Genomic DNA, 24,836 nt, shown 5'->3' with positions numbered 1-24,836 from the left:
GATCACTCCGACGGTGACGTCCTTTGGGAGCTTCACTCCACCGTGACGCTCTTGGCCAAGTTTCGCGGCTTGTCGATCGGGCGACCGAGGTCGTTGGCGAGGTGGTAGGACACGAGTTGGAGCTGCACGTTGGCGAGGACCGGCGCCGTGAGCGGGTGTGTGTCCGGAATCTCGAGGACGAGATCGGCGTACCGGGCGGCCTCGGAGCGTCCGTCCGTGACGACCACGACGGGCGCGTCGCGCGCCTCGACCTCCTTTATGTTCGAGATCGTCTTCCTCGCTCGCTCTCCGTCCCCGGTGACGATCGCGAACACCGGCGTCTCGGACGTGACGAGCGCCAGCGGGCCGTGTTTCAGCTCGCCGGCGGCGAACCCTTCCGCGTGCTCGTAGCTTATCTCCTTGCACTTCAACGCGCCCTCCAGCGCGACAGGGAACTGTCCGCCGCGGCCGATGAAGAAGAACGCGTCCGATCCCGAGATCTCGGCGGCGACCTCGCGGGCGTCGGTCGTATCGAGGACCTCCTGGACCGCGCCGGGGAGGTCGCGTAGCGCCTCGATGAGGGGGTCGAGATCGTCGACGACGTCGACGAGATCCTCGACCAACAGGAGGGACGCGACGAGCTGTGAGGAGAACGTCTTCGTCGCGGCCACGCCGATCTCGGGACCCGCGCGAATGTAGACGACGTCGTCGCACTCGCGAGCCGCGGTCGAGCTGACCTGGTTCGTCACCGCGAGCGTCCTCGCCCCCCTCGCGCGCGCCTCCCGCAGCGCGGTGAGGGTGTCCGCGGTCTCCCCGCTCTGGGAAATCCCGACGACGAGCGTGTCCTCCGCGAGCGGTGCGGGCGCGGTCGCGTACTCGCTCGCGAGGTGGGCAGCCGCGGGCACCCCGGCCTCACGCAACAGCGTGGCCGCGTACATCGCGGCGTGGTAGGAGGTCCCGCAGGCGACGAGGTGGACCGATCCCGGCGCCGGGAGATCCGAGAGCTCCTCTATCTCGATCGTTCCCTCGAGTTCGTCGAGCCGCCCCGAGAGACACTGTCGGAGCGCGTCCGGCTGCTCGTTGATCTCCTTGAGCATGTAGTGATCGTAGCCGCTCTTTCCGGTCGCCTCGGCGGTGTACTCGACCGTCTCGATCGACACCTCGGCCGGGGATCGATCCGCGTTTCGAACGGTCCACCGGTCCGGGCGAAGCTCGACGCGCTGTCCGTCCTCCAGGTAGACGACGTCGCGCGTCCGTTCGACGAACGCCGGCACGTCGCTCGCCAGGTACGTCGCGCGCTCGCCGACCCCCATCACCAGCGGGGATCCCTGTCTCGCGGCGAAGATCCCCTCGTGTCCGTCGATCGTGGCACACAGCGCGTAGCTACCCTCCAGGCGATCGACGACCGCGTGGAAGGCGTCCGCGGGATCGATCGAGGACGATCCCCCAGCCGCCGCCGTACCGTCCGAACCGCGCCGGAGTTCGCGTGCGATGAGGTGCGGGACGACCTCCGTGTCCGTCTCGCTCGTGAAGGTGACGCCGTCCGCCTCCAGCTCGTCGCGGATCGCCTGGTAGTTCTCGATGATCCCGTTGTGGACGACGGCGACCCGTCCCGACTCGTCGGTGTGGGGGTGGGCGTTCCGGTCGGCCGGCGGACCGTGCGTGCTCCAGCGCGTGTGTCCGATCCCGAAGTCGCCGGCCGGCGGATCGGCGGAGACGGCCGTCCGAAGCTCGTCGAGCTCGCCCGCCCGCTTTCGGACCTCCAGGTCGGGTCCGAGCGCGACCCCGGCGGAGTCGTACCCGCGGTACTCGAGGTTTCCGAGCCCCTCCATCAGCGTCTCGAGCGTCTCGTTCGGGCGACCCATACAGCTGACGATCCCGCACATTACCGGACCACCTCGCTTCCGTCGTCGATCTCCCCGCCGACGGTCGCGCCCGGACCGACCCGCGCGTCGTGTCCGACGATCGTCCCCGGTTCGGCGACTGCTCCCCCGCCCAACTCGGCGCGGTCGGCGAGAACCGCGCCGAGTTCGATGTCCTCGTGAACGGTCGTTCCACGCCGAACGTCCCCGGGGCCGCCCGAAACGGTCGCGCCGGCGCCGACGCGAACGCTCTCGCCCGACACGAGATCGACGACGGTCGCGTTCGCGCCGATCCGACAGTCGGCATCGATCACGGTGTCGCGAACGACCGCTCCCGTTCCGACCGTGGATCCGGTTCCGATCGCGGCGTTCGGGCCGACCACGGCGCCGGCACGGACGACCACGCCCGCGTCGATCGCGACCGGCGGGACGAGCGTCGCGCTCGCGTGGATCCGCGCGTCGTCCGCGACGTAGACGTTCCGGCGAACCTCCGGAAGCGACACGTCGCGGTTCGAGAGCACCTCTCGCGTCAGCGTCCGGAGGTCCCACGGATAGGTCGCGTCCCGCCAGTAGGCGTCGGTCCGAACCGCTCGGACCTCCGAGCCGGCGGCGATCCGCCTCGCGACCGCGTCGGGCAGCAGGATCGCTCCGTCCCTGCGGTCGACGGACTCGAGGGCCTCGAAGACGTCCGGGTCGAACGCGTACACGCCCGCGTTGAGCAGCCGGTAGTCGTCCCCGCCCGGCTGCTCGACGAGATCGCTCACCCGATCGCCGTCGAGCGAGACGGCGCCGTACTGTGGGGCCCGGTCGGCCTCGACAACCGCCATCGTGGCGCCGGTCGAGCCGCGTCCGTGGTCGCCGTCGCGTCCGTGACCCCGTCGGACCTCCTCGACCATCTCCGTGTCGACGATCTGGTCGCCGTTGACGACGAGGAACGGCGCGTCGATCGCATCGCGGGCCTGGAGGAGGGCGTGGCCGCTTCCGAGCTGGTGGGTCTGTTCGTGGTAGGCGACCGCCAGTCCGCGGTACTCGTCGCCGACGTGCGAGCGCACGCGGTCGCCGGCGTAGCCGACGACCAGGTGGACTTCGCGCACCCCCGCGTCGACGAGGGCGTCGAGGACGTGCTCGAGGATCGGCCGCGTGCCGGCCGGCAGCATGGGCTTCGGCCGGTGTGCGGTGAGCGGGCGAAGGCGTCGCCCCTCGCCGGCCGCGAGCACCACGGCGGTTCGAGGGCCCGGGTCCGGCCCGGAGGGGTTCCGTGACATTGTTCGGTTCACGACAGGCGAGAGCGGGCCATATATCTGGTGGGAGGCGAGCGGGCGATTTCGACTCCTCGTCCCTCACCGATCCCTGGTGACGGTCTCTCCGGGCCCGGTCGTCGTGTCCGCGTCCAGTCGGACGCCGGCGTCGATCGACGTGTCGATGCCCGTCTTGACGCGGTCACCGCAGACGACGCCGAACTTGCGGCGTCCAGTCGAGACGCGCTCGCCCTTCACCGTGAGTTCGATCGGCTCCCCGTCGTGGCGGAGGTTCGCGACGTCGGTTCCAGCCCCGAAGTTCACCTCGCGGCCGACCACGCTGTCGCCGAGGTAGGAGAGGTGGCCGACGCTCGATCCCGAATCGAGGACGCTGTTTTTCACCTCGACCGCGTGTCCGACCTTCGCGTTCGGGCCCAGATACGTCGCTCCGCGCACGTACGCGTTCGGCCCGACCGTCGCGCCCGATGAGACGTACGCCGGCCCCTCGATCACGACGCCGGGTTCGATCTCGGCCCCCTCCTCGATCACGACGTCGCCCGTGATCGTCGCGTCCGGATGGACGCTGCCTCGAACGCCCGTTTCGAGTTCCGCGAGCTTCCACTCGTTGGCCTCGAGAAGCTCCCACGGTCGGCCGACGTCGAGCCATCGTTCGACCGGAACGACCTCGACGTCGACGGACTCACAGGCGCGCTGGAGCACGTCCGTCAACTCGCGTTCGCCCCGTTCGCTCTCGGGGACGTCGAGACGCTCACGGCTCGAGGCCGGGAAGACGTATGCTCCGGTGTTGATCAGGTTCGAGGGCGGGTCCGCGGGCTTCTCGATCACGCCCTCGAGGTACCCCCGTTCGTCGCGCGCGAGGACGCCGTATTCGGAGGGGTTGTCGACGCGGTAGGACCCGACCGCGGGGCCGGCCTCGAGGAGTGTTCGAAGGTCGTCCGCCTCGTAGAGCGCATCGCCGTTCAACACGGCGAAGGGGCCGTCATCGAGTTCGGGTGCCGCGGCCGCGACCGCGTCGGCCGTGCCGCGTCGCCGCTCCTGGGAGACGAAGGTCACCGGAACCCCGATCTCGGCGTCCTGGAAGTACGCTCGGACCGCCTCGGCCTCGTACCCGACGACGAGGACGATCCGGGAGGCCCCGGCCTCGATCGCCGTCTCGACGGTGTGGGCGACGAGCGGCTTGCCCGCGACCGGCAACATCGGCTTCGGTCGATCGGCGGTCAGCGGTCGCATCCGCGTGCCCTCCCCCGCGGCGAGAACGACTGTCTGCATGGTCCCCACTCCGCCGTGATGCTACAAGAAGCTCCGGGGTCTCCATCGGAACGGATCGAGGTCTCGAGCGAAAGGAGTCATCGACCAACCGGGCGAAACACGTCATATCGGAATCACTCTCCGTCGAACTTTTCACCCGTCGCTCGGTAGCCGAGGGTATGTCCGACTCACGCGAGACGCCGGAGGACGCGCCGCAGGTCGACGAACTCACGCCGCCGGACCGCACGTTGATGGGTCCCGGACCGAGCGACGTCCACCCGCGCGTGCTGCGGGCGATGAGCACGCCGCTCGTGGGCCACCTCGATCCCTCGTTCATCGAGATCATGGACGAGGTGCAGGAGCTGATGCGCTATACGTTCCGGACGGACAACCGCTGGACGATCCCGGTCTCGGGAACCGGATCGGCCTCGATGGAGGCCGCGATCGGCAACCTCGTCGAACCGGGGGACACGATGCTGGTCCCGACGAACGGCTACTTCGGCGGACGGATGGCCTCGATGGCGCGGCGGGCCGGCGGGGAGGTCGTCGAGGTCGACGCGCCGTGGGGCGAACCGCTCGATCCGGCGGACGTCGAGGCGGCGTTTAACGAACACCAGCCGGACGTCTTCGGGTTCGTCCACGCCGAGACGTCGACGGGCGTCCTCCAGCCGGAGGTCCCCGAACTCACGTCCATCGCGCACGAGCACGACGCGTACGTGATCGCCGACTGCGTGACCTCGCTCGGCGGCGTCGAGCTGCGCGTCGACGACTGGGACATCGACGTCGCCTACTCGGGGCCCCAAAAGTGCCTCTCGTGTCCGCCCGGCGCGAGTCCGCTCACACTCTCCGACCGCGCGATGGACAAAGTCCTCGACCGCGAGACCGATCCCCGGTCGTGGTACCTCGATCTCTCCCTGCTCGAGGGGTACTGGGGCGACGATCGGTCGTATCACCACACCGCACCGATCACGAACGTCTACGCGATCCGCGAGGCCCTCCGGCTCGTCGCCGAGGAGGGCATCGAGAACCGATGGGATCGACACCTGGAGGTCGCCGGCGGGCTGAAGGCCGGCCTCCAGGACATGGGTCTCGAGATGAACGCGCCCGACGAGTACTGGCTGCCCAGCCTGAACGCCGTCAAGGTTCCCGACGGCGTCGACGACGCCGCCGTGATCGACCACCTCATCGAGGAGTACGATCTGGAGATCGCCTCCGGGCTCGGCGACCTGGCCGGCGACATCTGGCGGATCGGCTGTATGGGCTACTCCGCGCGCCCGAAGAACGTCGAGTACCTGCTCGCCGCCCTCGAGGACGCCCTCGCGGAGCAGGGACAGCTCTGAGTCGTCGAGCCGTCTAAACCGACGACGGACGAGCATCGGGATCACAACACGCGGCTCGTGGCGCCACAACGTTCATTCCCAAGGACGAGAACGATCGGTCATGGGCGATCGACCGTGCGATCGGGTGTTCTGTCCGGCGTGTGATGCGCCGGCGACGACGAGCGACGCGACGTGTCCGGATTGCGGCGCTCCGCTGCCGGACGACCGCGAGTGAAGGGGTTGATCCTCGCCTGAGCGTTCCTGGTCGCTTGCTTTGCGAGCGGCGAATTGGCTGCGTCGGATTCCTTTACAGATCCACTCGACGGTTCGCGCCGATCGCCGTGGCTCGACGGTTCGGACGGGCCGGGAGGGATTTGAACCTCACTCGCACGGTCGCCTCGCTCCGCTCGGCGCTGCGTGCTCCCTGGTTCGAACCCTCCTCCGCGTTTTCACTGCTCGCTTCGTTCGCAGGAAAACGGGCCGGGAGGGATTTGAACCCCCGACCGACGGATTAAGAGTCCGTCGCTCTCCCTAACTGAGCTACCGGCCCTCATCGTCCCCTTTCCGGGACACCATAAAAGGACTTTCGTCTTCCCGTCCGTGCCTCCGAGATCCTCGACTATCGCTCCCGGATCACCGTTCCCGCCTGCGATCTGATCGACGCCGGCGCGAATATCGATCTCGATATCGAACCCGGCAAGCGCGTCTGTTAAGTGTCGTGCGATCCGAACGCGGGTACCTATGAGTGTAGGGGCGAGCGGGACCGCTCGAACGCGATACGCGATCCTCGGGTGTGGAAGCGTCGGCCACGCCGTCGCGGAATCGCTCACGGACCGCGACAAGGACGTTCTGATCCTCGATCGCGACGAGAGCCGCGTCGAGGCGCTCCGCGATCAGGACCTCAACGCCCAGGTTCAGGACATCTCCGAACCCAGCGTCGCCGACGCCGTCGCCGATCGCGACATCGTGTTGATCCTTGCCTCCGACGTCGACGCCAACAAGGCCGCCGTGGAGGCGGTTCGCGACGCGGGCGGCGACCACTACGTGGTGGTCCGCGCCTCCGATCCCGTAAGCGAGGACGAGCTTCGTGACCTCGGCGCCGACGTCGTGATCAACCCCTCCACCGTCATCGCCGACTCCGCGCTCCGGTCGCTCGAGACCGGCGAGCTCGAGTACATGGCGCGCCAGCTCGCCGACATCCTCTCCTCGACGGAGGACGGGATGGCGATCCTCACCCACGACACGCCGGATCCGGACTCGATCGCCTCCGCGACCGCGCTCCAGGCGATCGCCGACTCCTACGGCGTCGAGGCCGACATCCTCCATCCCGGCGACGTCGGCCACCAGGAGAACCGCGCGTTCGTGAACCTGCTCGGGATCGATCTCCTCTCGCGTGCGGAGGCGCGGCCGCTCTCGGAGTACGAGACGATCGCCGTCGTGGACCACGCAAAATCCGGCGATCCCGAGACCACCATCGACGCCGACGTGGACATCTACATCGACCACATCGAGGCGGAGACGGAACTCGAGGCCCGGTTCGTCGACATCCGGACCAACGTCTCCTCGACGTCGACCATCCTCACGAAGTACCTCCAGGAGTTCGACCTCTCACCCTCGGAGGCCGTCGCCACGGCGCTTCTCTACGGGATTCGCGCGGAGACCCTCGACTTCAAACGCGACACGACGCCCGCGGATCTGACCGCCGCCGCCTACCTCCACCCGTTCGCCAACCACGACACCCTCGAACAGGTCGAATCGCCCTCGATGTCCCCGGAGACGCTCGACGTGCTTGCCGAGGCCATCCAGAGCCGACAGGTCCAGGGAAGCCACCTCTTTTCGAGCGCGGGTTTCATCCGCGATCGCGACGCGCTCTCGCAGGCGGCCCAGCATCTGTTGAACCTCGAGGGGATCACCACGACGGCCGTGTTGGGCGTCGCCGACGAGCACATCCACCTCGCCGCGCGCTCGAAGGACATCCGAATCAACATCGGAAACGTCCTCCAGGAGGCCTTCGAGGACATGGGCGAGACGACCGGCCACTCCACGCAGGGCTCCGTGGAGATCCCCCTCGGGATCTTCACCGGCATCGAGACGAACGACGAGAACCGCGACACCCTGCTGTCGCTCACCGAGGAGGCGGTGAGACGCAAGCTCTTCGACGCGATGGGCGTCGAGGGGACCTCCTCGGAGAGTTCGAACGGCTCTTGAGCTGTCGATCGACACCGAGACCGGCGTTCGTGATTCTTCGATCGACGACGAAGGGAACGACGCCGGTGTGAGAACGCTCCGCGGGTCAGGCGACCGCTTCGCCGGAGTCCTCCTCGTCCGATTCGAGCCGCTCTATCACGTCGTTGATCAGAATGACGTCCCCGACCGCCCGAACCCATCGATACGGAACGATGGCGCCCTCGCCGGACTGCACGCGGTTCCGGAAGAGCTCGCCGTTGAGTTCCGTGAGCGCGAGTCCGGTCACGGACCGGGAGTCGATGTCGAGCCGTACGTCCTCGACCTCGCCGACGAACACGCCGTTGTTCGAGTAGACCTCGCGACCGACGAGGCTCGTGATCTCATCTGCCGTCGATTGCATACCCGTGAGGTGGCGAGCGCGCCTATTAAGTATTGGTTGTCGGCGGACGGACGTCCGACGATCGCACGACATCGGACGCGAACGGGTCCGGTCAGTTCGAACGCATCCGCTTTCTCCGACGGTGGCCCGGACGTCGACGAATACGCGACCGGGTCGGACGAAAACGCCAAGACGCCGGGGGCGGACGATGAGGTATGCGACTGGAGGACTACTGGGGCGTCGGCCCGAAGACGAGCGAGCGGCTCGCGGAGACGCTCGGCCGCGAGCGGGCCGTCGAGGCGATCGAGTCGGCGGACGTTCGGGCCCTCGTCGACGCCGGGATCCCGCGCGGGCGGGCCACCCGGATCCTCCGGCGAGCGAACGGCGATGCGAGCATGGGACTTCTCGCCACGAGCGACGTCCGGACCGTCTACGACGACCTGCTCGCGCTCGCCGCGAGCGACGCGCTCACCGCCCACGCCGGCGACAGGATCCGAGTACTGACCCCGCTTTCGGACCCGGAGGCGATCCGGAATCGGCTCGAGAACGTGATCGCCGCCAGGGACGCCTGGGAGGCCCTGAACGACTCCGATCGGGAGACGGTGATCGACGCCTTCGAGGAGTACGACGCGGCCGGCGGAACGGATAGAGCCGCTGTCAAGGCGGCCCTCGCGCTCGAAGGTGTCGACGTCGAAAGCGGTCCCTTCGCCCCGCTGGCGACCCTCGACGGCGACGCGCTCCGTGAGGCCGCGGGAGCACTCGGGTACGTCCGCGGGCGTTCCGACCGTCGAGGAGGCGATCGCGACGACGAGGCGGTCCCTCCCACTGCCGCCGACCTCGAGGTCCTCGAGGGTGCGGACGAGGAGCTCGATCGGCTCCGAGACCAACTGGCCGCGGCCCGTGGTCTCGAGAACGCCGCATTCGACGTCATCGAAGAGGTCCGCGAGGGATCGGTGCGCGACTTCGAGTCGTTCAAAGGCGGCGTCGTCGACCACGTGGCCGATCGGACGGGCGTCGATCCGGGACGGATCCGGTCGGCCGCGCCCGGCGAAGCGGTCGACGCCGCGGACTTCGTCTCGGGGACGCTCCGCGCGCTCGTCGACGACCTCGAGTCGGCCGCGGATCGACGCGAGGAGACCGTCGCCGCGGACCTCCAGGAGCGAATCAACGAGGCCGGCGGGGACGTAGAGACCGCCGTCGAGGCGGTCGCGGACGCGGCCTTCGAGCTCTCCCTCGGCCGATTCGCCGCGGAGGAGGACCTCTCGCGGCCGGTGTTCGGAGGGGACGGAATCGCGGTCGTGGGTGCGAGACATCCCTTCCTCGACGGCGAGGTCGAACCCGTGAGCTACGCGGTCGGGTCGCACTCGCTGGCCGCGGACGGGGAGCAGGAAGCCATTCTCGAGGAGGAGAGATCGCTCACATCCCCGCCGTCCGGCGATCGAGTGACGGTTCTCACCGGCGCGAACTCCGGCGGCAAGACGACGCTCCTCGAGACGCTCTGTGCGGTCGCCCTGCTCGCGTCGATGGGGCTTCCGGTGCCGGCCGACCACGCCGAGGTCGGCCTATTCGATCGGATCGTCTTCCACCGACGTCACGCGTCGTTCAACGCCGGCGTGCTCGAGTCGACGCTCAAGTCCATCGTCCCGCCGCTCGTCGAATCGGGCCGAACGCTGATGCTCGTCGACGAGTTCGAGGCGATCACCGAACCCGGCCGCGCCGCCAACCTGCTGAACGGGCTCGTCGATCTGACCGTCGATCGCGGCGCGCTCGGCGTGTACGTGACCCACCTCGCCGACGAGTTGAGCCCCCTTCCCGATCGGGCGCGGATCGACGGGATCTTCGCCGAGGGGCTGACCGACGATCTCGACTTGCGGGTCGACTATCAGCCGCGATTCGGCACCGTCGGCAAGTCGACGCCGGAGTTCATCGTCTCGCGGCTCGTCGCCAACGCCGACGATCGGGGGGTTCGCGGGGGATTCGAACACCTCGCGGAGGCCGTCGGCGAGGAGGCGGTTCAGCGAACGCTCTCGGACGTTCGGTGGTCCCCCGAGTGAGTGATCGCGCGGCGGTGCCGTCGCTACGCTGCCAAGATAGAGTCGTTCGAGAAGCGATACCTCCCGCGGTCGGCGTTACAGTCGTTGCAGGTTCGTCGCTCGGGGACCCTTGTCGGCCTCCTCGATGTCGAATTCGACCTCCTGCCCCTCCTCGAGGTCCGGGCCGCCGACGTCCTCCATGTGGAAGAAGACGTCCTCGTCCGCGTCCTCGGTTTCGATAAAGCCGTAGCCGCCAGTGTCGTTGAAGAATGCAACAGTGCCAGTAGCCATTACTGCGTCTCCGGAGAGAACTGGGACGTCCGGATATTTATACTTATGGGACGAATTCGCACTTCGCCGTTCGTTCGACAGATAATTGGACGTATGGAGCTATCAATACTACCTATCGAGAATAATAGGGCATTCCCGAACCATTATAGAGCGATTAGATTAACAATCTCCGGAAATACTGTCCCATCGTAAAATTATAAGTCACAAGGGATCGCATGATCGCGTATGTCAACGACCCCATCGACGACACCGACGCCGAACTGGAGCGACCCCAACGACTGCCCCTTCTGCGGCGAGCCGCTCTCGGATCCGGGTGCCGGGTTCGTCGATCACCTCGCGGAGAGCGATGCCTGCGAGGCCGGATTCGACGACTGGCGCGAGAACGTCGCCGGCGACATGGGCGGCGAGTGGAGCGGATGACGCGGTAGGCGCTGCCGTTCGAACCCTCGCCCGCGGTCCGGTGTTCTTTGCGGCCGAGATCGAGGTCCTCATCGCCGAGGGATTTTACCCGCTCGAGCGCGGCCCATCGTCATGGAGTTCGATCACGTCGGGATCGCCACGCGGGACGCCGGAGCCCTCGCGGATCTCTTCGACGACCTGTTCGTTGCGCCGATCGCTCACGAGGAGCGATTCGACGGCATGCGCGTCGTGTTCTTGGAGCTCTCCGGCGGCGGATACCTCGAGCTTCTCGAACCGGGTGACGGCGGCCCGGTAGCCGACTTTCTCGATCGGTCGGGGCCCGGTATCCATCACGTCGCCTTGGGGACCGAAGACGTCGCTGCAGCGCTCGATCGGGCCCGTTCCCTGGGCGTGGAGCTGATCGACGAGGAACCTCGGCCCGGTGCGTGGGGACACGACGTTGCGTTTCTGCACCCCCGTTCGACGGGTGGGGTTCTCGTCGAGTTCGTTGAACGGACCGACGGCCAGTAATGGGCCGTCGGTCCGTCTCCCGGTGGCGGCCAGTAATGGGCCGTCGGTCCGTCTCCCGGTGACGGCCAGTAATGGGCCGTCGGTCCGTCTCCCGGTGGCGGCCAGTAATGGGCCGTCGATCCGTCCCTCGATGACGATCGGGTTTTTAACCGATGGCGACCCAACCCGGGTCGTATGGTCGCGATCGAAGCGATGGACGTCGGAGTCGTCCTGATCGGGTTGGTGTTGGCGTTCGTCGGAGCCGCGGTCTCGGTCTACGCGGTCACGCTCACGGGGTTCCTCATCGGAGCCGGCGTCGGCCATCTCGCCGCGCCGAACCTCGCGGGACTGCTCGGCGTCGAGGGGCTCCTCGCCTCCGCGGCCGCGGTGGCGATCGGCGGCGGGATCGGCGCGGTTCTCGCGTACGTCGGGCTCTCCTTCGCCGTGATGGGGATCGGTGCGATCGTCGGCGCGTTCGTCGGCCGGTTCGTCGTGGGGCCGCTCTACGTCGAGGGAACGATCCTGCTCGTCGGCGCGACGCTGGCGGGGATGGCCGTCGGTGCGATCGTCGGTATCGTGCTCACGCGGACCACGCTCGTGTTCTCGACCGCGTTCATCGGCGCGGCGCTCGCCTCGCGATCGCTCACGCCGGGCGATTTCGAGGCGGCCACGGACCCGATTGCGCTCGAGGCGCTCGTCATCGACCCCACGGCGCCCGCGTTCCTCGCGGTGTTCGTCCTCGGTGTCCTCTCGCAGGTGGGGCTGTTCAAGTTCGGGTACGTCACGAAGCTGGCGGCGATCGTCCCGGGTGCGGGACGGTGGACGGCGAGCGACGACGGCGGGTGACCCGTCGACGCATCCGGCCTATCCGTGAACCCTCGCCCGCCTACTCGTACTCGTCTCGCCCGCCTACTCGTACTCGTAGAACCCACGTCCCGACTTTCGCCCGAGGTCGCCGGCCTCGACCTTCCGTTTCAGCAGGTACGCCGGCGTGTAACGATCCCCGAGCTCCTCGCGAAGCGTCTCGCTCGCGGCGAGGACGACGTCGAGCCCGATCTGGTCGGCGAGTTCCAACGGTCCCATCGGGACGTTGGTTCCGAGCCGCATTCCGGCGTCGATGTCCTCCTTCGAGGCGACGCCCTCGTCATAGGCGCGGATCCCCTCGTTGAGCCACGGCATCAGGATTCGGTTCGTGACGAACCCGGGTTTGTCCTCGGACTCCCAGGTGGTCTTGCCCAGGTCCTCGGCGAACGCGTGGGCGAGATCGAGTAGCTCCGGGTCCGTTCGTTCGCCGCGAACGACCTCGACGCCCTCCATGATCGGGACCGGATTCATGAAGTGGAGGCCGACGACGGCGGCCGGCCGGTCCGTCGCGCTCGCGATGGACGTGATCGAGAGCGTGGAGGTGTTCGTCGCCATCGGGACATCGGATTCCACGACGTCGTCGAGATCCGAGAAGACCTCCCGTTTGACCTCGAGGTCCTCCACCACCGCCTCGACGACGAGGTCGGCGTCCGCGAGGTCCTCGAAGTCCGTCGTCGTGACGATGCGATCGCGGATCGCGGACGGGTCCTCCTCGAGCGAGTCCCGTTCGGCCAGCCGGTCCAGGCTTGAGTCGATCCGCTCGAGGCCCTCCTCGAGGAGTTCGGTCTCCACGTCACGGACCACGACCTCGTAACCGGCGGTCGCGGCCACCTGCGCGATGCCCCCGCCCATCGTTCCGGCCCCGATCACCCCGACGGCGTCGATCTCCTCGAGTTCGTACATACCGACTCCTACACGGGGCGGCGTGTAAGTGTGGCGGGCGTCGCCGACCGCTCCGCAGCCGCGGTCGACGGCTCGGTCGAGGGCCGGCGGAGAAACCTTCAAGTCCCTGATCCGCAAACGCGTCGGTATCCGGTGACCTCGCTCGTGTCAGATTCCGATACCGCGGACGTCGACGACGAGTCCGACCGTACCGACCTGCGGTGGATCGGTCCCGCGACCGCCCAGGTGCTCGAGGCGGCCGACATCGACGCCGCTGACGTCCGCGCGAAGCGGGTCGCCTACAGGACCCTCGTCGAGGCGGGCGTCAATCCCGGCGTCGCGGCGAAGATCCGCCGTGAGCACTCGCTGTCGTGGTCCTTCGAGGCCGGCGAGGGACTGCGGCGTCGGTCGACACAGATTCGCAGCCTCGGAAGCGACGAGGCGGAGTGGATCGCCGCCTCATCGGGCGACTGGGCGGATTCGTCGGAACGGACCGGGACGGGTTCGGGATCGACTCCGGGAACGGAGGCGGAGGCCGACGGAAGCGGCGATCCCGTCTCCGCGGAGTCCGCCTGGCGCGATCGATCCCGTCCCACGCCGCCGACGGATCTCGATCCCGTCTCCGAGGCCGACGCCGACATTCTCGCGGAGGCCGGGATCACCTCGGTCCGCAGCCTCGCCACCGCGGACCCCGAACACGTGGCGGACGTGCTGTCGATCGAGCCGGAGCGCGTCGAGCGATGGCACGAGGCGGCCGAACGGGCGGCGGAGTGAAGTAGACTCCGTCGTCGGTCACCTTCATCCTCCGTCCGCGTTACCGCAGTATTTTTGATGGTCGTTGTCGGAACGTGAAACGATGAAACAGAACGCGGCGGACGCCATCACGCGGGACGGCAAGGTCTTGATCCTCGCGTACGACCACGGGCTCGAACACGGCCCCGTCGACTTCGAACCGAACCCGGCGACCGCGGACCCCGAGCGGATCTTCGATCTCGCCACCCACGACGCGGTCACGGCGCTCGCGGTACAGAAGGGACTCGCGGAGGCGTACTATCCCGACTACGAGTCGGACGTGACGCTGCTTTTGAAGCTCAACGGGACCTCCAACCTCTGGATGGGCGAGCCCGACAGCGCCGTCAACTGCTCCGTCGAGTACGCGGACGAGATCGGCGCCGACGCGGTCGGGTTCACGCTCTATGGCGGATCGAACCACGAGGTGGAGATGGCCGAGGAGTTCCGCGACGCACACGAGGACGCCCGCGAGCGCGACCTCGGGGTCGTGATGTGGTCGTACCCCCGCGGCCAGGGCGTCAAGGACGACACGAGTTCCGGGACGATCGCCTACGCCGCCAGACAGGGACTCGAACTCGGCGCCGACGTCGCCAAGGTGAAATACCCGGGCTCGCCCGAGGCGATGGCCGAGGCCGTCCGGATGGCCGGCCGCACGAAGGTGGTCATGTCCGGCGGCTCGAAGACGGACGACCGGCAGTTCCTCGAGACCGTCGAGGCGGCCGTCGACGCCGGTGCGAAGGGGCTCGCAGTCGGGCGAAACGTCTTCCAGCGTGAGAACCCGACCGAAATTCTCGACGCGCTCGAGCGGGTCATCTTCGAGGAGCGCTCCGCGGAGGAGGCGCTCCGTCTCACCCGCGAGGACGCCGAGGCCTCCCCCGAGTGATGTCCGGATCCGATCGCCTCGAGGCGTCCGTGATCGAGTCGGTGTTCGACGCGGTCGCGGAGACCGCCCCCGAGATCCGCGCGGCCCTGCCGGGGCGGCGCGTCGAAAGCGACAGGGAGAACCCCTCGGGAGAGACGGTGATGGCCGCGGACGTCCACGCCGACGAGCTCCTCGAGGAGCGGATCGGGCTTATCGACGGCGTCAGCGGGTACGCGAGCGAGGAGCGTGAGACCGTCGTTGACGTGGGCTCCGAACCGAAACTCGGCTCCGAGTCCCGCTACGCGGTCGCGGTCGATCCCCTGGACGGCTCCTCGAACCTCCGATCGAACAACGCCATGGGGACGGTCGTCGGCGTCTACGACGGATCGCTTCCCGCGCGCGGCAGGGACCTCGTCGCCGCCGGATACGTCCTCTACGGTCCGATCACCACCATGGTCGTCGCGACCGCCGACGGCGTTCGCGAGGAGGTCGTTACGCGTGGTGGGGATGAAGGAGTCGAGCGATCGGTCGTTCGCGAGTCGATCTCGCTTCCCTCCGATCCGGTCGTCTACGGCTTCGGCGGCCGGGTCCCCGACTGGACCGACGGCTTTCGCGTGTTCGCCCGCGAGATCGAATCCGAGCTGAAGCTGCGGTACGGCGGCGCGATGGTCGGCGACGTCAACCAGGTGCTCACCTACGGCGGGATCTTCGCGTACCCCGCGCTCGCGGACGCCCCGAACGGCAAGCTCAGACTGCAGTTCGAGGCGAACCCGATCGCCTTCATCATCGAGCGGGCGGGCGGAGCCGCCTCCGACGGCACCGAGGCGATCCTCGATGTGGATCCCGAGGAGCTTCACCAGCGTGTTCCGCTCCACGTCGGGAACGAGCAGCTCGTCGATCGGCTCGAGGCGGCGGTCGAAAGCGGTCAATAACCGCCGGGGCTATCGAGTCACCGACGCCTCGACGGTGCCGATCGACTCGACGACGGAGCGGACTTCATCGCCCGGCTCGATCGGTTCGGCGCCGGGCGTGCCGGTGCTGAAGAGGTCGCCCGGACGGAGGGTCATCACCTCGGAGTGGAACGAGACGATCTCCCGAGGCGGGAAGGCCATGTTTCGGACCGCGTTTTCGGCGGCGACCTCGTCGTTGACGATCGTCCGAACCCGGACGTCCGTGAGATCCATCGGCTCCTCGGGGACCGCGATCGCCGGGCCGACCACGAGGAACGTGTCGTAGCTCTTCGCGCGGGTGAGGAATCGCGGATTGCGCTGGAGGACGTCCTCCGCGGTCATGTCGATCACCGGGAGGAAGCCGGCGATCACGTCGTCGACCGATTCCTCGTCGACGGAGCGACACTCGCGGCCCATCACGACGGCGAGTTCCGCCTCGGCGGTGACTCGATCGCTTTGTGTGGTCGGCGGGAGCCGGATGGGTCCGCCGGGACCCGTCAGGACGCTCGGGGGCTTGAGGAAGCTCGCGGGCTCCTCCGGGCGGTCCTCCTCCAGGTCGCCGGCGTGTTCGAGGTAGTTCAACCCGATCCCCCACAGCTTTCCGAACCGGTCGAGCGGCGGCCCGAACGCGACGTCGTCCGGGGCGATTCGATCTGCGGTCGCCGACTCCGGTCCGGCCAGGGTACCAGCGGCGGCCTTCGGCAGGGCGTCGCGGACGCTTTCGAGTCCCGGATCGGCCGCGCTGAGCGGGCAAAAGCCGTCCTCGTCGCCGACCAGCGGACGGCCCTCTCGGGTTCGAGCGAGGTACTTCACGGCCGCTCCTCCGACCGGGGGGAGTGCCTCGGTCCCCTCATTCCCGGTCCGTCCAGAAGTCGAACGAGCGTCCCGGGGCGAACACGTCGAGCCCGACGGCCCGCTCGTCGCCCGTGTTCTCCACGCGGTGGGCCTCGTTGGACTCCAGGTGGACGGAGTCGTGTTTGGAAAGCGTCACCTCGTCGTCCTCGGTGGCGACGGTGAGCTCGCCGGCCAGACAGATGCAGACCTGCTCGTTCTCGTGGTCGTGCATCGGGGAGCTGTGTCCCGGCGGCTTCTCGAACCACTCGAAGCTGAACTTGTCGCTTCCGGCCATCGCGACGCGACGCCAGCCCTCGTCGGGCTCGTAGGTCTCCGCGTCGTCGAAGGAGACGGGGTTCATAGGTTCGACCCCGACGCGCCGCCGTCGATCGTCACGGTCTCGCCGTTTATGAACCCGGAGCGCGGCGAGGAGAGGAACGCGACGGTGTCGCCGAGCTCCATCGGGTCGCCGGTCCGGCCGAGCGGGTTGCTCGCCCAGTTCTTGATCCCCTCCTCGTAGGAGTCGTACTCGCCGCGATCGACGGCCTGGTTGACGAGGTCCTGAATGCGCGAGGTCTCGTGCGGGCCGGGGAGGACGGCGTTCGAACGAACCTCCGGCGCGAACTCCTTCGAGAGGGTCTTCTCGAGGCCGATGACGCCCATCCGGACCGAGTTCGAGAGCACGAGGCTGTCGATCGCCTCCTTGACGCTCCGGGAGGTGATGTTGACGATGGTGCCGCCGCCGTCGGAGAGGTGGGGTTCGGCCTCGCGCGCGAGGCGGACGACGCTCATCACGAGGAGGTCGTAGGCGTGGTACCAGTCATCGTCGTCGGTATCGAGGAACGCGCCCGAGGGCGGTCCCCCGGCGCTCGTGACGAGGTGGTCGATCGTCCCGAACTCCTCGACCGTCCGATCGACGAGCGCCGTGACGTCGTCCTCGTCGGTCAGATCCCCGGGCTGTGCGACGACGTCGCCCGTTGCGACCTCCTCGATGTCGGCTTTCGCCTCCGCGAGTCGCTCCTCGTCTCGACCGTTGATCACGACGTTCGCGCCCTCGCGGGCGAGCGCCTTGGCCGACGCGCGTCCGAGACCGCTCGATGACGCCGTTACGAGTGCCGCGTTGCCGTCTATCCGTAGATCCATGTCCGTTCTGAGGGATCACAGGCGCGACCGAAAGCGTTTCCCTATCGGCAAGTTGGCTGTCATATTTGGCGGCGATCCCGTCGGGTTCGACGACGATCCGTCGCTCGAACCGCGGCGGCGCTCCACGGCAAGTTATATCACGACGTGGGGTAACGAGGGGGACACGGAGCACCACGGATGCGAGACTATTCGAACCACACGAGCCGCCGGGCGGAGGCCCGGGACGTATCGATCACCGACATCAAAAGCTGCGTCGTCGAGGGGAACTTCGAGTGGAACCTCGTGAAGATCGAGACCGACGCCGGGGTGACCGGAATCGGCGAGTCCTATCGCGGCGGAGCGGTCCCGGAGATCATCGAGTACACGGAGCGATTTTTGATCGGCGAGAACCCGCTCGACGTCGAGCGGATCGTGAGACGGATCGTCCAGGAGATGTCCGGCCACGGCGGGACGACCGGCAAGGTCGTGACGGCGGCCTCGGGGATCGAGATCGCCCTGTGGGACGTCGCCGGCAAGATCCTGGATCTCCCGGTCTACCAGCTGCTCGGATCGAAGTACCGCGACGAGGTCCGCCTCTACTGTGACTGTCACGCCGGCGAGGCCTTCGAGACCGAGGACGGCTACACCGCCTACGCCGACGAGGACGCCTACGCGCCGGGGGCATACGCCGCGGAGGCCGAACGCGTCGCGGGGATGGGCTTCGACGCGCTCAAGTTCGACCTCGACGTGCCGATGGACAACGACCCGGACCCCTACAACGGCCGGCTCTCCAACGCCGCGATCGAGCACAAGCGGCGGGTCGTCGAGGCGGTTCGCGACGCGATCGGCTACGAGATCGATCTCGCCTTCGACTGCCACTGGGACTACACCGTAGAGAGCGCGAAGCGGCTCTCCCACGAGCTCGCCGAGTACGACCTCATGTGGCTCGAGGACGTCGTTCCGCCGGAGAACATGGACGCACAGATCGAGGTGACGGGGTCGACGCGGACGCCGATCGCCACCGGCGAGAACCGGTTCCGGGTCCACGAGCTCTCCGAGCTGATCTACGAACACGGCGTCGACATCCTGACGCCCGATCCGACCACCGTCGGCGGGCTCGCGGAGACGATGCGGATCGCCGACCGCGCGGAGGAGAACTACATGCCGATCTCCCCGCACAACGTCTGTAGCCCGGTCGGAACCGTGGCCTGCGTCCACCTCGGCGCCGCGATCCCGAACTTCGACTACCTCGAGTACCACGCCCTCGAGGTCGACTGGTGGGACGACCTGCTCGTCCGCGACGAGCCGCTCATCGAGGACGGACGCATCGCGGTCCCCGAGGAACCCGGACTCGGGATCGAGCTGGACGAGGCGGTCGTCGAGGCCAACCTGCACGCCGACTCCGACGGGTTCTGAGACCGGAGGTCGCGCGGGTGAGACGGGAACTCACGGGCGCTGTTCGGGCGCGTCGCAGGGGTGCGGTCCCCGTGGCGGCCCCGATCGGGGAAAGCCATTTGCGATCAGCACCCACACTCCCGGTATGCGGGTCCACGTCGGACAGGCGGCGACGGCCGAGGAGGCGACCGCGATCGCGCGCTCGCTCGCCGAGCACCTGGGGACGCCGATCGAGGTGTACGTCGGCGAGGCTGACGAGCCGGCCGCGACCGCCGATCCCCCGGACCGCGACTACCCGATCGAGGACGACCTCGGACCGACGGAGCGGGAGCGGGCCCTCAAAGCGGAGATCGCGGACATCCTCGAGGGGGGACCAGAAAAGTACAAAAAGCGGCTCTCGGAACGGGGCAAGCTGTTCGTGCGCGATCGCCTCGACCTCTGGTTCGGCGGCGAGGACGGGACCGGCGGAACAGGCGAGGCGGGCGAGGAGCCGCCGGCGGGGGTCCGCTTCGAGGACGGCCGATTCGCAGCTTTCGACGAGTGGCACGAGAACGGCGCGAACGTCGACGACTACGACGAGAACGTGCGGCTTCCCGCGGACGGCCTGTTGACGGGGGCCGCGACCTTCGAGGGACGCGACGTCCACTTCATGGCCAACGACTTCACCGTCAAGGCCGGATCGATGGCGGCCCGCGGCGTCGAGAAGTTCCTTCGGATGCAGCGGCGGGCGATGAAGACGCGAAAGCCGATCCTCTATCTGATGGACTCCTCGGGCGGCCGGATCGACGAACAGACCGGATTCTTCGCGAACCGCGAGGGGATCGGCAGGTACTACTACAACCACTCGATGCTCTCGGGGGTCGTCCCGCAGATCTGCGTCCTCTACGGGCCGTGTATCGCCGGGGCGGCCTACACGCCGGTCTTCGCCGACTTCACCGTCATGGTCGAGGGGATCTCCGCGATGGCGATCGCCTCCCCGCGGATGGTCAAGATGGTCACCGGCGAGGAGATCGACATGGCCGACCTCGGCGGGCCGGCCGTCCACGCCGAACACACCGGGTCAGCGGACCTGATCGCGGAGGACGAGGAACACGCGCGCGAACTCGTCGCCGACCTCATCGGGTATCTCCCGGACCGAACCGGCGAGGATCCGCCCCACGCCCCGACGCGCTCGCCGACCCACTCGCCGGCGGGCATCGACGAGGTGGTCCCCGCGGAGCCGAACCGCGCCTACGACGTTCGGGACCTCCTCGTCCGGATCGCCGACGCGGAGTCGATCCTCGAGCTCAAGTCCGAATACGCCCCCGAGATGCTCACGGCGTTCTGTCGGATCGACGGGCGGCCGATCGGCGTCGTCGCGAACCAGCCGGACGTGCGGTCGGGAGCGATCTTTCCGGACTCGGCCCAGAAGGCCGCGGAGTTCGTCTGGACGTGTGACGCCTACGGGATCCCCCTCCTGTACCTGTGTGACACGCCGGGGTTCATGGCCGGATCGCAGGTCGAACGCGAGGGGATCCTCGAGGCCGGAAAGAAGCTCATCTACGCCACCTCCACCGCGACGGTTCCCACCCAGACCGTCGTCGTCCGCAAGGCCTACGGCGCCGGGATCTACGCGATGGGCGGTCCCGCCTACGAACCCGAGAGCGTGCTCGGGCTCCCCTCGGGAGAGATCGCGATCATGGGCCCCGAGGCGGCAGTGAACGCCGTCCACGCACGCAAGCTCGCCGAGATCGACGACCCCGAGGAGCGCGAAGCCCGCGAGCGGGAGCTGCGCGAGCAGTACCGCGAGGACATTGACGTCCACCGCATGGCCAGCGAGGTGGTGATCGACGAGCTCGTCGAGCCCTCCCGGCTGCGCGAGGAGCTCGCGGCGCGGTTCGACTTCTACGCCGACGTCGAGGAGGACCTGCCCGACCGGAAACACGGCACGGTGTTTTGATCGGCGTTCGAACGGTCCCGATCGGCGTTCGTACGAGCCCGATCGGGGGTTCGCGCTCTCGATCCGGAATTCGCGCCAACATCTATGCAACCCCGTCCCCAACGGTCGGCCGATGGCAACGCTCGAGCGGCTTCGCGTGTATCCGATCAAGGGACTCTCGGGGATCGACGTCGAATCGGCACGGATCCTCGAGGGCGGAACGCTGGCGCACGACCGGGAGTTCGCGCTCTTCGATGCGGACGGCGAGGTGATAAACGGCAAACGGACCGACCGCGTCCACGATCTGTCGGTCGAGTTCGATCCGGGGACCGCGGTCGTGACCGTCGAGGACACGGCCACCGGGGAAGACACGGCGACCGGGGGCGGTTCGAAACGGTTCGATCTGGACGACGAGACCGATCGAGATCGGGCCGAGCGATGGTTCGGCTCCGTCTTCGACCTCGAGGTGGCCCTCGAGCGCGACCGCTCGCTGGGATACGTCGACCGACGGGAGATGGGCCCCTCCGTGGTCTCGACGGCCACCCTTGAGACGCTCGCGTCGTGGTTCGAGGACATGACCGTCGAGAGCGCGAGACGACGGCTCCGAGCCAACGTCGAGATATCCGGCGTCCCCGCGTTCTTCGAGGACCGGTTCGTCGGCGAGGACGCGCCCGCGCTCTCCGTCGGCGACGTTCGGATCGAGGGAGTCACGCCGTGTGGACGCTGTGTGGTCCCCCAGCGCGACCCCGACTCCGGCGAGGAGACGCCCGACTTCCGCGAGCGTTTCCTCGAGAAACGCCGGGAGACCTTCCCCTCGTGGGCGGACCCGGACGCGTTCGATCACTACTACACGCTGATGATCATCGGCGCGATCCCGGAGTCCGACCGCGGCGGGAAGCTTTCGGTCGGCGATCCGGTCGCGGTCGTCGACGAATCCGGAACCGAGGTCGGGGTTGACGGGGCCGAGGACGGAGACGGGAGCGAGGACGGGGACGGGAGCGAGGACGGTGACGAGGACGAGGACCGATCCGCGCGGACCCATCGGTAGCTCTTTTTGACGCGACGGAGTAGGATTCGCGGTATGACTGGCCATGGAACATTCGACTACGCCGGCGAGTCGGCGATCGTCACCGGCTCCACGAAGGGTATCGGACGGGGCATCGCGAAGGGACTCGCCGAGGCGGACGCGAACGTCGTCGTCAACTCCCGGACCGAATCCGACGTTCGCGAGACGGCCGAGGAGCTCTCCGAGTGCGGGGCGGGCGAAGTTATCGGCGTCGCGGCGGACATGGGCGTCCCCGAGGAGATAGAGGGCCTCGTCGACGAGGCGATCGAGGCGTTCGGGGAGATCGACCTCCTCGTGAACAACGCCGCGGTCTGGCCGCGGGAGGGAACCCTCGTCGAGTCGTCGATCGACCAGTGGGACATGGCGATGGACGTCAACGTGCGGGCGCAGTACTACGCCTCGAAGCTCGTCGCCGAGCACATGATCGACCACGACGTGGCGGGGAACATCATCAACCACACGAGCCAGGCCGGCGACAGGCGGACGGACGCCTTCGGCCTCTACGGCATCTCGAAGACCGCGATCAAGGGGCTGACCTGGCGAATGGCCCAGGAGCTCGCCGAGGAGGGCATCCGGATGAACGCCATCTCGACGGACGTCACGGAGACCTACCAGACGCGCCACGAGGCGGAGATGGAGGCGGCCGAGGACCCCGATCGGACCGCCGAGGAGATCCTGCAAGCGCGCGGCGAGGCGCGGCCGATCGGTCGGCTCGGACAGCCCGAGGACCTCGCGGACGCCGTGTTGTTCCTCGCGAGCGACAGGGCCTCCTACGTCGTCGGCGACATCCTCCGCGTGAGCGGCGGCGGCAACCTGGAGTGATTCCATGCGATTCGTCGATACACACACCCACACGTGGGGACCCGACACCGACGAGCTGCCGTGGCCGGCCGAGCTGCTCCCGCCGGGGTGGGAGGGACCGTACACGGTCCACCAGCTGATCGCGGACATGGACGCGGCGAGCGTCGACGAGAGCGTGATGGTCACGACCCCGCTTTACGGGCGCGGGATCCGCGCGAACGAGTACACGATGCGGTCGATCGAGGCGTACCCCGACCGCCTGTGGGGCGTCGGGCTCATGGACTTCTTCCGGGACGATCCCGAGCAGGTGCGCGCGGATCTGCGGCGCGTCGTGGGACACGACCGGATGCTCGGCGTTCGGATGCACGCCTGTTTGACCTACGAGGAGCACTCCTCCGAGCTCGATCGGACCGCCGACTGGATCCTCGATCCGGAACTCGAACCGGCGTGGTCCGAGGCGGCACGCCAGGACGCCGCCGTCTTCATCTTCCCGAAGGCGGAGCAGCTCTCGATGATCGGGACGCTCGCCGATCGCCATCCCGACGTCACGATCGTCGTCGACCACATGGCGTATCCGGACGAGCGGACGGATCCAAGCGAGGAACCCTGGACCGACTTCGAGACGCTCGCCGAACATCCGAACGTGGCGGTGAAGGTCAGCTCGCTCCCCCGTTCGAGCGAGACGGGCTGGCCCTACGAGGACCTGTGGGAGTACCTGCGGCGGCTCCTCGAGTGGTTCGGTCCCGAGCGGCTGATGCTCGGATCGGATTACCCCTGGATGGACGGCTGGGCGAGCTACGAGGAGTGTCTAAACTGGATCGAGGAGGTGACGTTCCTGTCGTCGCGTGACCTCTCGTACCTCTCCCGGCGGAGCTTCGAGCGCGTTCACGGCGTCGACGTCGGTTGAGACGGTCTCAGGCGCTCACGGCGTCGCCGGACTCGTCCTCCTCGGATCGTCCGTCCTCCTCGACCCGCTCGTCCTCCGGGAGTCCGGCGATCATCCGGCTCACGATCTCCTCCCTGTCGACGTCGCTGTCCTCGATGACGCCCGCGTCCTGGCCGTGATAGAGGACCTGGATCCGGTCCGCGGCGCGACGGACGTAATCGAGGTTGTGCGAGATGAGGATGATGGAGATGCCCTGGTCCTGCATCCGACCGATGAGGTCGAGCACCCGGTCCGCGCCCTCGACCGAGAGCGCGCTCGTGGGCTCGTCCATGATGACGATCTTCGGTTCCGAAAGCAGCGTTCTTGAGATGGCCACGAGCTGGCGTTCCCCGCCCGAGAGGTTCGAGACCTTGGCGTCGACGTCGACGTCGATCTCGAGGTCCTCGAGCAGCTCGCGAGCGCGCTCGCGCATCGAGCCCTTGTCGAGGATCCCCAGGATCGAGTCCGGCCCGGTGACCTGCTCGCGCCCGAGGAAGATGTTCTGGGCGACGGTGAGGTTTCCGGCCACCGCGAGGTCCTGGAACGTCGTTTCGATCCCGCGGCGTTTGGCGTCCCGGGGCGATTCGATGGTCACGACCTCCCCGTCGATCCGAATCGTCCCGGAGTCGGGGCGGAGCGCGCCCGCGAGACACTTGATGAGCGTCGACTTCCCGGCGCCGTTGTCGCCCGCGAGCGCGAGCACCTCGTTCCGTCGAAGCCGAAGCGTGACGTCCTCGAGCGCGACGACCTCGCCGAACCGTTTCGATATGCCCTCCATCTCGACGATGTGGTCGGTCGGCCGACCGTCTCCCGATTCCATGGTGGTAGGTCATGACGTGTCGATAAAAGGGTTCTGTCACGCGCCCGAACTCGCCGTTCGTCCCGGGCCGCACCCCTGGCCTCTCGGACCGCGGCCCCGTCCGTCCCGGACCGCCTCCCGAGGATCCAACCCATCCGGA

The 24,836-nt window shown here is 68.0% G+C and carries 25 protein-coding genes and 1 tRNA gene; 15 read left to right on the top strand and 11 right to left on the bottom strand.

All coding sequences use genetic code 11. The annotated features are described in order from the left end of the window. Positions 1-32: 32 nt before the first annotated feature. The 3 genes from glmS to glmU form a co-directional block, all read right to left on the bottom strand. Entirely contained in the window at positions 33-1,865 is a 1,833-nt protein-coding gene (gene glmS / locus ACZ5YD_RS04315; RefSeq protein WP_379745282.1) for a glutamine--fructose-6-phosphate transaminase (isomerizing), read from the bottom strand. Further along, positions 1,865-3,106: a sugar phosphate nucleotidyltransferase gene (locus tag ACZ5YD_RS04310; protein WP_379745285.1), complete on the bottom strand. Its 1,242-nt coding sequence runs from the start codon at positions 3,104-3,106 to the stop codon at positions 1,865-1,867. Before ACZ5YD_RS04310 ends, glmS begins: the two co-directional genes overlap by 1 nt. Before the next feature lie 75 nt (positions 3,107-3,181). Then, positions 3,182-4,369: a bifunctional sugar-1-phosphate nucleotidylyltransferase/acetyltransferase gene (glmU, locus tag ACZ5YD_RS04305; RefSeq protein WP_379745288.1), complete on the bottom strand. Its 1,188-nt coding sequence runs from the start codon at positions 4,367-4,369 to the stop codon at positions 3,182-3,184. Positions 4,370-4,527: 158 nt separating this feature from the next. Between glmU and ACZ5YD_RS04300 the strand changes: the two genes are divergently transcribed. Together ACZ5YD_RS04300 and ACZ5YD_RS04295 are read left to right on the top strand one after the other, a co-directional pair. Continuing rightward, positions 4,528-5,688 carry a pyridoxal-phosphate-dependent aminotransferase family protein gene (locus ACZ5YD_RS04300; protein ID WP_379745291.1) on the top strand — a complete coding sequence of 387 codons (1,161 nt, stop codon included), beginning with the start codon at positions 4,528-4,530 and terminating at the stop codon, positions 5,686-5,688. A gap of 100 nt (positions 5,689-5,788) precedes the next feature. Further along, positions 5,789-5,902, top strand: a complete 114-nt coding sequence (locus ACZ5YD_RS04295; RefSeq protein WP_379745294.1) for a zinc ribbon domain-containing protein — start codon at positions 5,789-5,791, stop codon at positions 5,900-5,902. A gap of 241 nt (positions 5,903-6,143) precedes the next feature. On the opposite strand, the gene ACZ5YD_RS04290 is transcribed toward ACZ5YD_RS04295, so the two are convergent. Continuing rightward, positions 6,144-6,217, bottom strand: a tRNA-Lys gene (locus ACZ5YD_RS04290). A gap of 191 nt (positions 6,218-6,408) precedes the next feature. Between ACZ5YD_RS04290 and ACZ5YD_RS04285 the strand changes: the two genes are divergently transcribed. Continuing rightward, positions 6,409-7,875, top strand: coding sequence for a DHH family phosphoesterase (locus ACZ5YD_RS04285; RefSeq protein ID WP_379745297.1), 1,467 nt, complete (start codon positions 6,409-6,411; stop codon positions 7,873-7,875). 85 nt (positions 7,876-7,960) lie between these two features. On the opposite strand, the gene ACZ5YD_RS04280 is transcribed toward ACZ5YD_RS04285, so the two are convergent. Next, positions 7,961-8,254: a PRC-barrel domain-containing protein gene (locus ACZ5YD_RS04280; protein ID WP_379745300.1), complete on the bottom strand. Its 294-nt coding sequence runs from the start codon at positions 8,252-8,254 to the stop codon at positions 7,961-7,963. Between the two features lie 194 nt (positions 8,255-8,448). On the opposite strand from ACZ5YD_RS04280, the gene ACZ5YD_RS04275 reads away from it, so the two are divergent. Next, a complete protein-coding gene (locus ACZ5YD_RS04275; protein ID WP_379745303.1) occupies positions 8,449-10,287 on the top strand; it encodes a MutS-related protein in 1,839 nt (612 codons plus the stop codon). Positions 10,288-10,362: 75 nt separating this feature from the next. Here ACZ5YD_RS04275 and ACZ5YD_RS04270 read toward each other — a convergent pair whose 3' ends face one another. Further along, positions 10,363-10,557, bottom strand: coding sequence for a cold-shock protein (locus tag ACZ5YD_RS04270; RefSeq protein ID WP_379745306.1), 195 nt, complete (start codon positions 10,555-10,557; stop codon positions 10,363-10,365). 225 nt (positions 10,558-10,782) lie between these two features. On the opposite strand from ACZ5YD_RS04270, the gene ACZ5YD_RS04265 reads away from it, so the two are divergent. The 3 genes from ACZ5YD_RS04265 (at position 10,783) to ACZ5YD_RS04255 (ending at position 12,312) form a co-directional block, all read left to right on the top strand. Continuing rightward, positions 10,783-10,977, top strand: coding sequence for a DUF7501 family protein (locus ACZ5YD_RS04265; protein WP_379745309.1), 195 nt, complete (start codon positions 10,783-10,785; stop codon positions 10,975-10,977). Between the two features lie 111 nt (positions 10,978-11,088). Continuing rightward, a complete protein-coding gene (mce, locus tag ACZ5YD_RS04260; protein WP_379745312.1) occupies positions 11,089-11,487 on the top strand; it encodes a methylmalonyl-CoA epimerase in 399 nt (132 codons plus the stop codon). 174 nt (positions 11,488-11,661) lie between these two features. Then, positions 11,662-12,312, top strand: coding sequence for a phosphate ABC transporter permease (locus tag ACZ5YD_RS04255; protein WP_379745315.1), 651 nt, complete (start codon positions 11,662-11,664; stop codon positions 12,310-12,312). 63 nt (positions 12,313-12,375) lie between these two features. Here ACZ5YD_RS04255 and ACZ5YD_RS04250 read toward each other — a convergent pair whose 3' ends face one another. Beyond that, positions 12,376-13,233, bottom strand: a complete 858-nt coding sequence (locus ACZ5YD_RS04250) for a 3-hydroxyacyl-CoA dehydrogenase family protein (RefSeq protein ID WP_379745318.1) — start codon at positions 13,231-13,233, stop codon at positions 12,376-12,378. A 132-nt stretch (positions 13,234-13,365) separates the two neighbouring features. Here ACZ5YD_RS04250 and ACZ5YD_RS04245 point away from each other — a divergent pair, with 132 nt between their 5' ends. The 3 genes from ACZ5YD_RS04245 (at position 13,366) to ACZ5YD_RS04235 (ending at position 15,798) form a co-directional block, all read left to right on the top strand. Continuing rightward, entirely contained in the window at positions 13,366-13,986 is a 621-nt protein-coding gene (locus ACZ5YD_RS04245) for a DUF7409 domain-containing protein (protein ID WP_379745321.1), read from the top strand. An 82-nt stretch (positions 13,987-14,068) separates the two neighbouring features. Next, positions 14,069-14,887: a class I fructose-bisphosphate aldolase gene (locus tag ACZ5YD_RS04240; protein WP_379745324.1), complete on the top strand. Its 819-nt coding sequence runs from the start codon at positions 14,069-14,071 to the stop codon at positions 14,885-14,887. Then, positions 14,887-15,798: a class 1 fructose-bisphosphatase gene (locus tag ACZ5YD_RS04235; RefSeq protein WP_379745327.1), complete on the top strand. Its 912-nt coding sequence runs from the start codon at positions 14,887-14,889 to the stop codon at positions 15,796-15,798. Before ACZ5YD_RS04240 ends, ACZ5YD_RS04235 begins: the two co-directional genes overlap by 1 nt. Before the next feature lie 9 nt (positions 15,799-15,807). On the opposite strand, the gene ACZ5YD_RS04230 is transcribed toward ACZ5YD_RS04235, so the two are convergent. Genes ACZ5YD_RS04230 through ACZ5YD_RS04220 form a run of 3 tightly spaced genes read right to left on the bottom strand, consistent with a single transcriptional unit; the run spans position 15,808 to position 17,793 of the window. Then, a complete protein-coding gene (locus ACZ5YD_RS04230; protein ID WP_379745330.1) occupies positions 15,808-16,629 on the bottom strand; it encodes a fumarylacetoacetate hydrolase family protein in 822 nt (273 codons plus the stop codon). A gap of 37 nt (positions 16,630-16,666) precedes the next feature. Further along, positions 16,667-17,011: a cupin domain-containing protein gene (locus tag ACZ5YD_RS04225; protein WP_379745333.1), complete on the bottom strand. Its 345-nt coding sequence runs from the start codon at positions 17,009-17,011 to the stop codon at positions 16,667-16,669. Then, complete coding sequence (locus ACZ5YD_RS04220; protein WP_379745336.1) at positions 17,008-17,793, bottom strand: SDR family oxidoreductase; 786 nt, start codon at positions 17,791-17,793, stop codon at positions 17,008-17,010. The genes ACZ5YD_RS04225 and ACZ5YD_RS04220 overlap by 4 nt, the downstream gene beginning before the upstream one ends. A 177-nt stretch (positions 17,794-17,970) precedes the next feature. On the opposite strand from ACZ5YD_RS04220, the gene ACZ5YD_RS04215 reads away from it, so the two are divergent. From ACZ5YD_RS04215 to ACZ5YD_RS04195, 5 genes are all read left to right on the top strand, one after another. Beyond that, positions 17,971-19,188: a mandelate racemase/muconate lactonizing enzyme family protein gene (locus ACZ5YD_RS04215; RefSeq protein WP_379745339.1), complete on the top strand. Its 1,218-nt coding sequence runs from the start codon at positions 17,971-17,973 to the stop codon at positions 19,186-19,188. 124 nt (positions 19,189-19,312) lie between these two features. Next, a complete protein-coding gene (locus ACZ5YD_RS04210) occupies positions 19,313-21,106 on the top strand; it encodes an acyl-CoA carboxylase subunit beta (protein WP_379745342.1) in 1,794 nt (597 codons plus the stop codon). A 112-nt stretch (positions 21,107-21,218) separates the two neighbouring features. Next, positions 21,219-22,133 carry an MOSC domain-containing protein gene (locus ACZ5YD_RS04205; protein ID WP_379745345.1) on the top strand — a complete coding sequence of 305 codons (915 nt, stop codon included), beginning with the start codon at positions 21,219-21,221 and terminating at the stop codon, positions 22,131-22,133. Between the two features lie 33 nt (positions 22,134-22,166). Next, positions 22,167-22,973, top strand: a complete 807-nt coding sequence (locus tag ACZ5YD_RS04200) for an SDR family NAD(P)-dependent oxidoreductase (protein ID WP_379745348.1) — start codon at positions 22,167-22,169, stop codon at positions 22,971-22,973. A 4-nt stretch (positions 22,974-22,977) separates the two neighbouring features. After that, positions 22,978-23,859 (top strand): amidohydrolase family protein, encoded by an 882-nt coding sequence (locus ACZ5YD_RS04195; RefSeq protein WP_379745351.1) that lies wholly within the window; start codon positions 22,978-22,980, stop codon positions 23,857-23,859. 7 nt (positions 23,860-23,866) lie between these two features. Here ACZ5YD_RS04195 and ACZ5YD_RS04190 read toward each other — a convergent pair whose 3' ends face one another. Further along, the gene (locus ACZ5YD_RS04190) at positions 23,867-24,697 is read right to left on the bottom strand and encodes an ATP-binding cassette domain-containing protein (RefSeq protein WP_379745354.1); all 831 of its coding nucleotides are present in this window, start codon (positions 24,695-24,697) and stop codon (positions 23,867-23,869) included. Positions 24,698-24,836 lie beyond the last annotated feature (139 nt).

The sequence above is a fragment of the Halopenitus salinus genome, assembly GCF_055397165.1.
The sequence above is the reverse complement of the archived record's forward strand: the minus strand, read 5'-3'. Positions and strand labels throughout refer to the sequence as shown.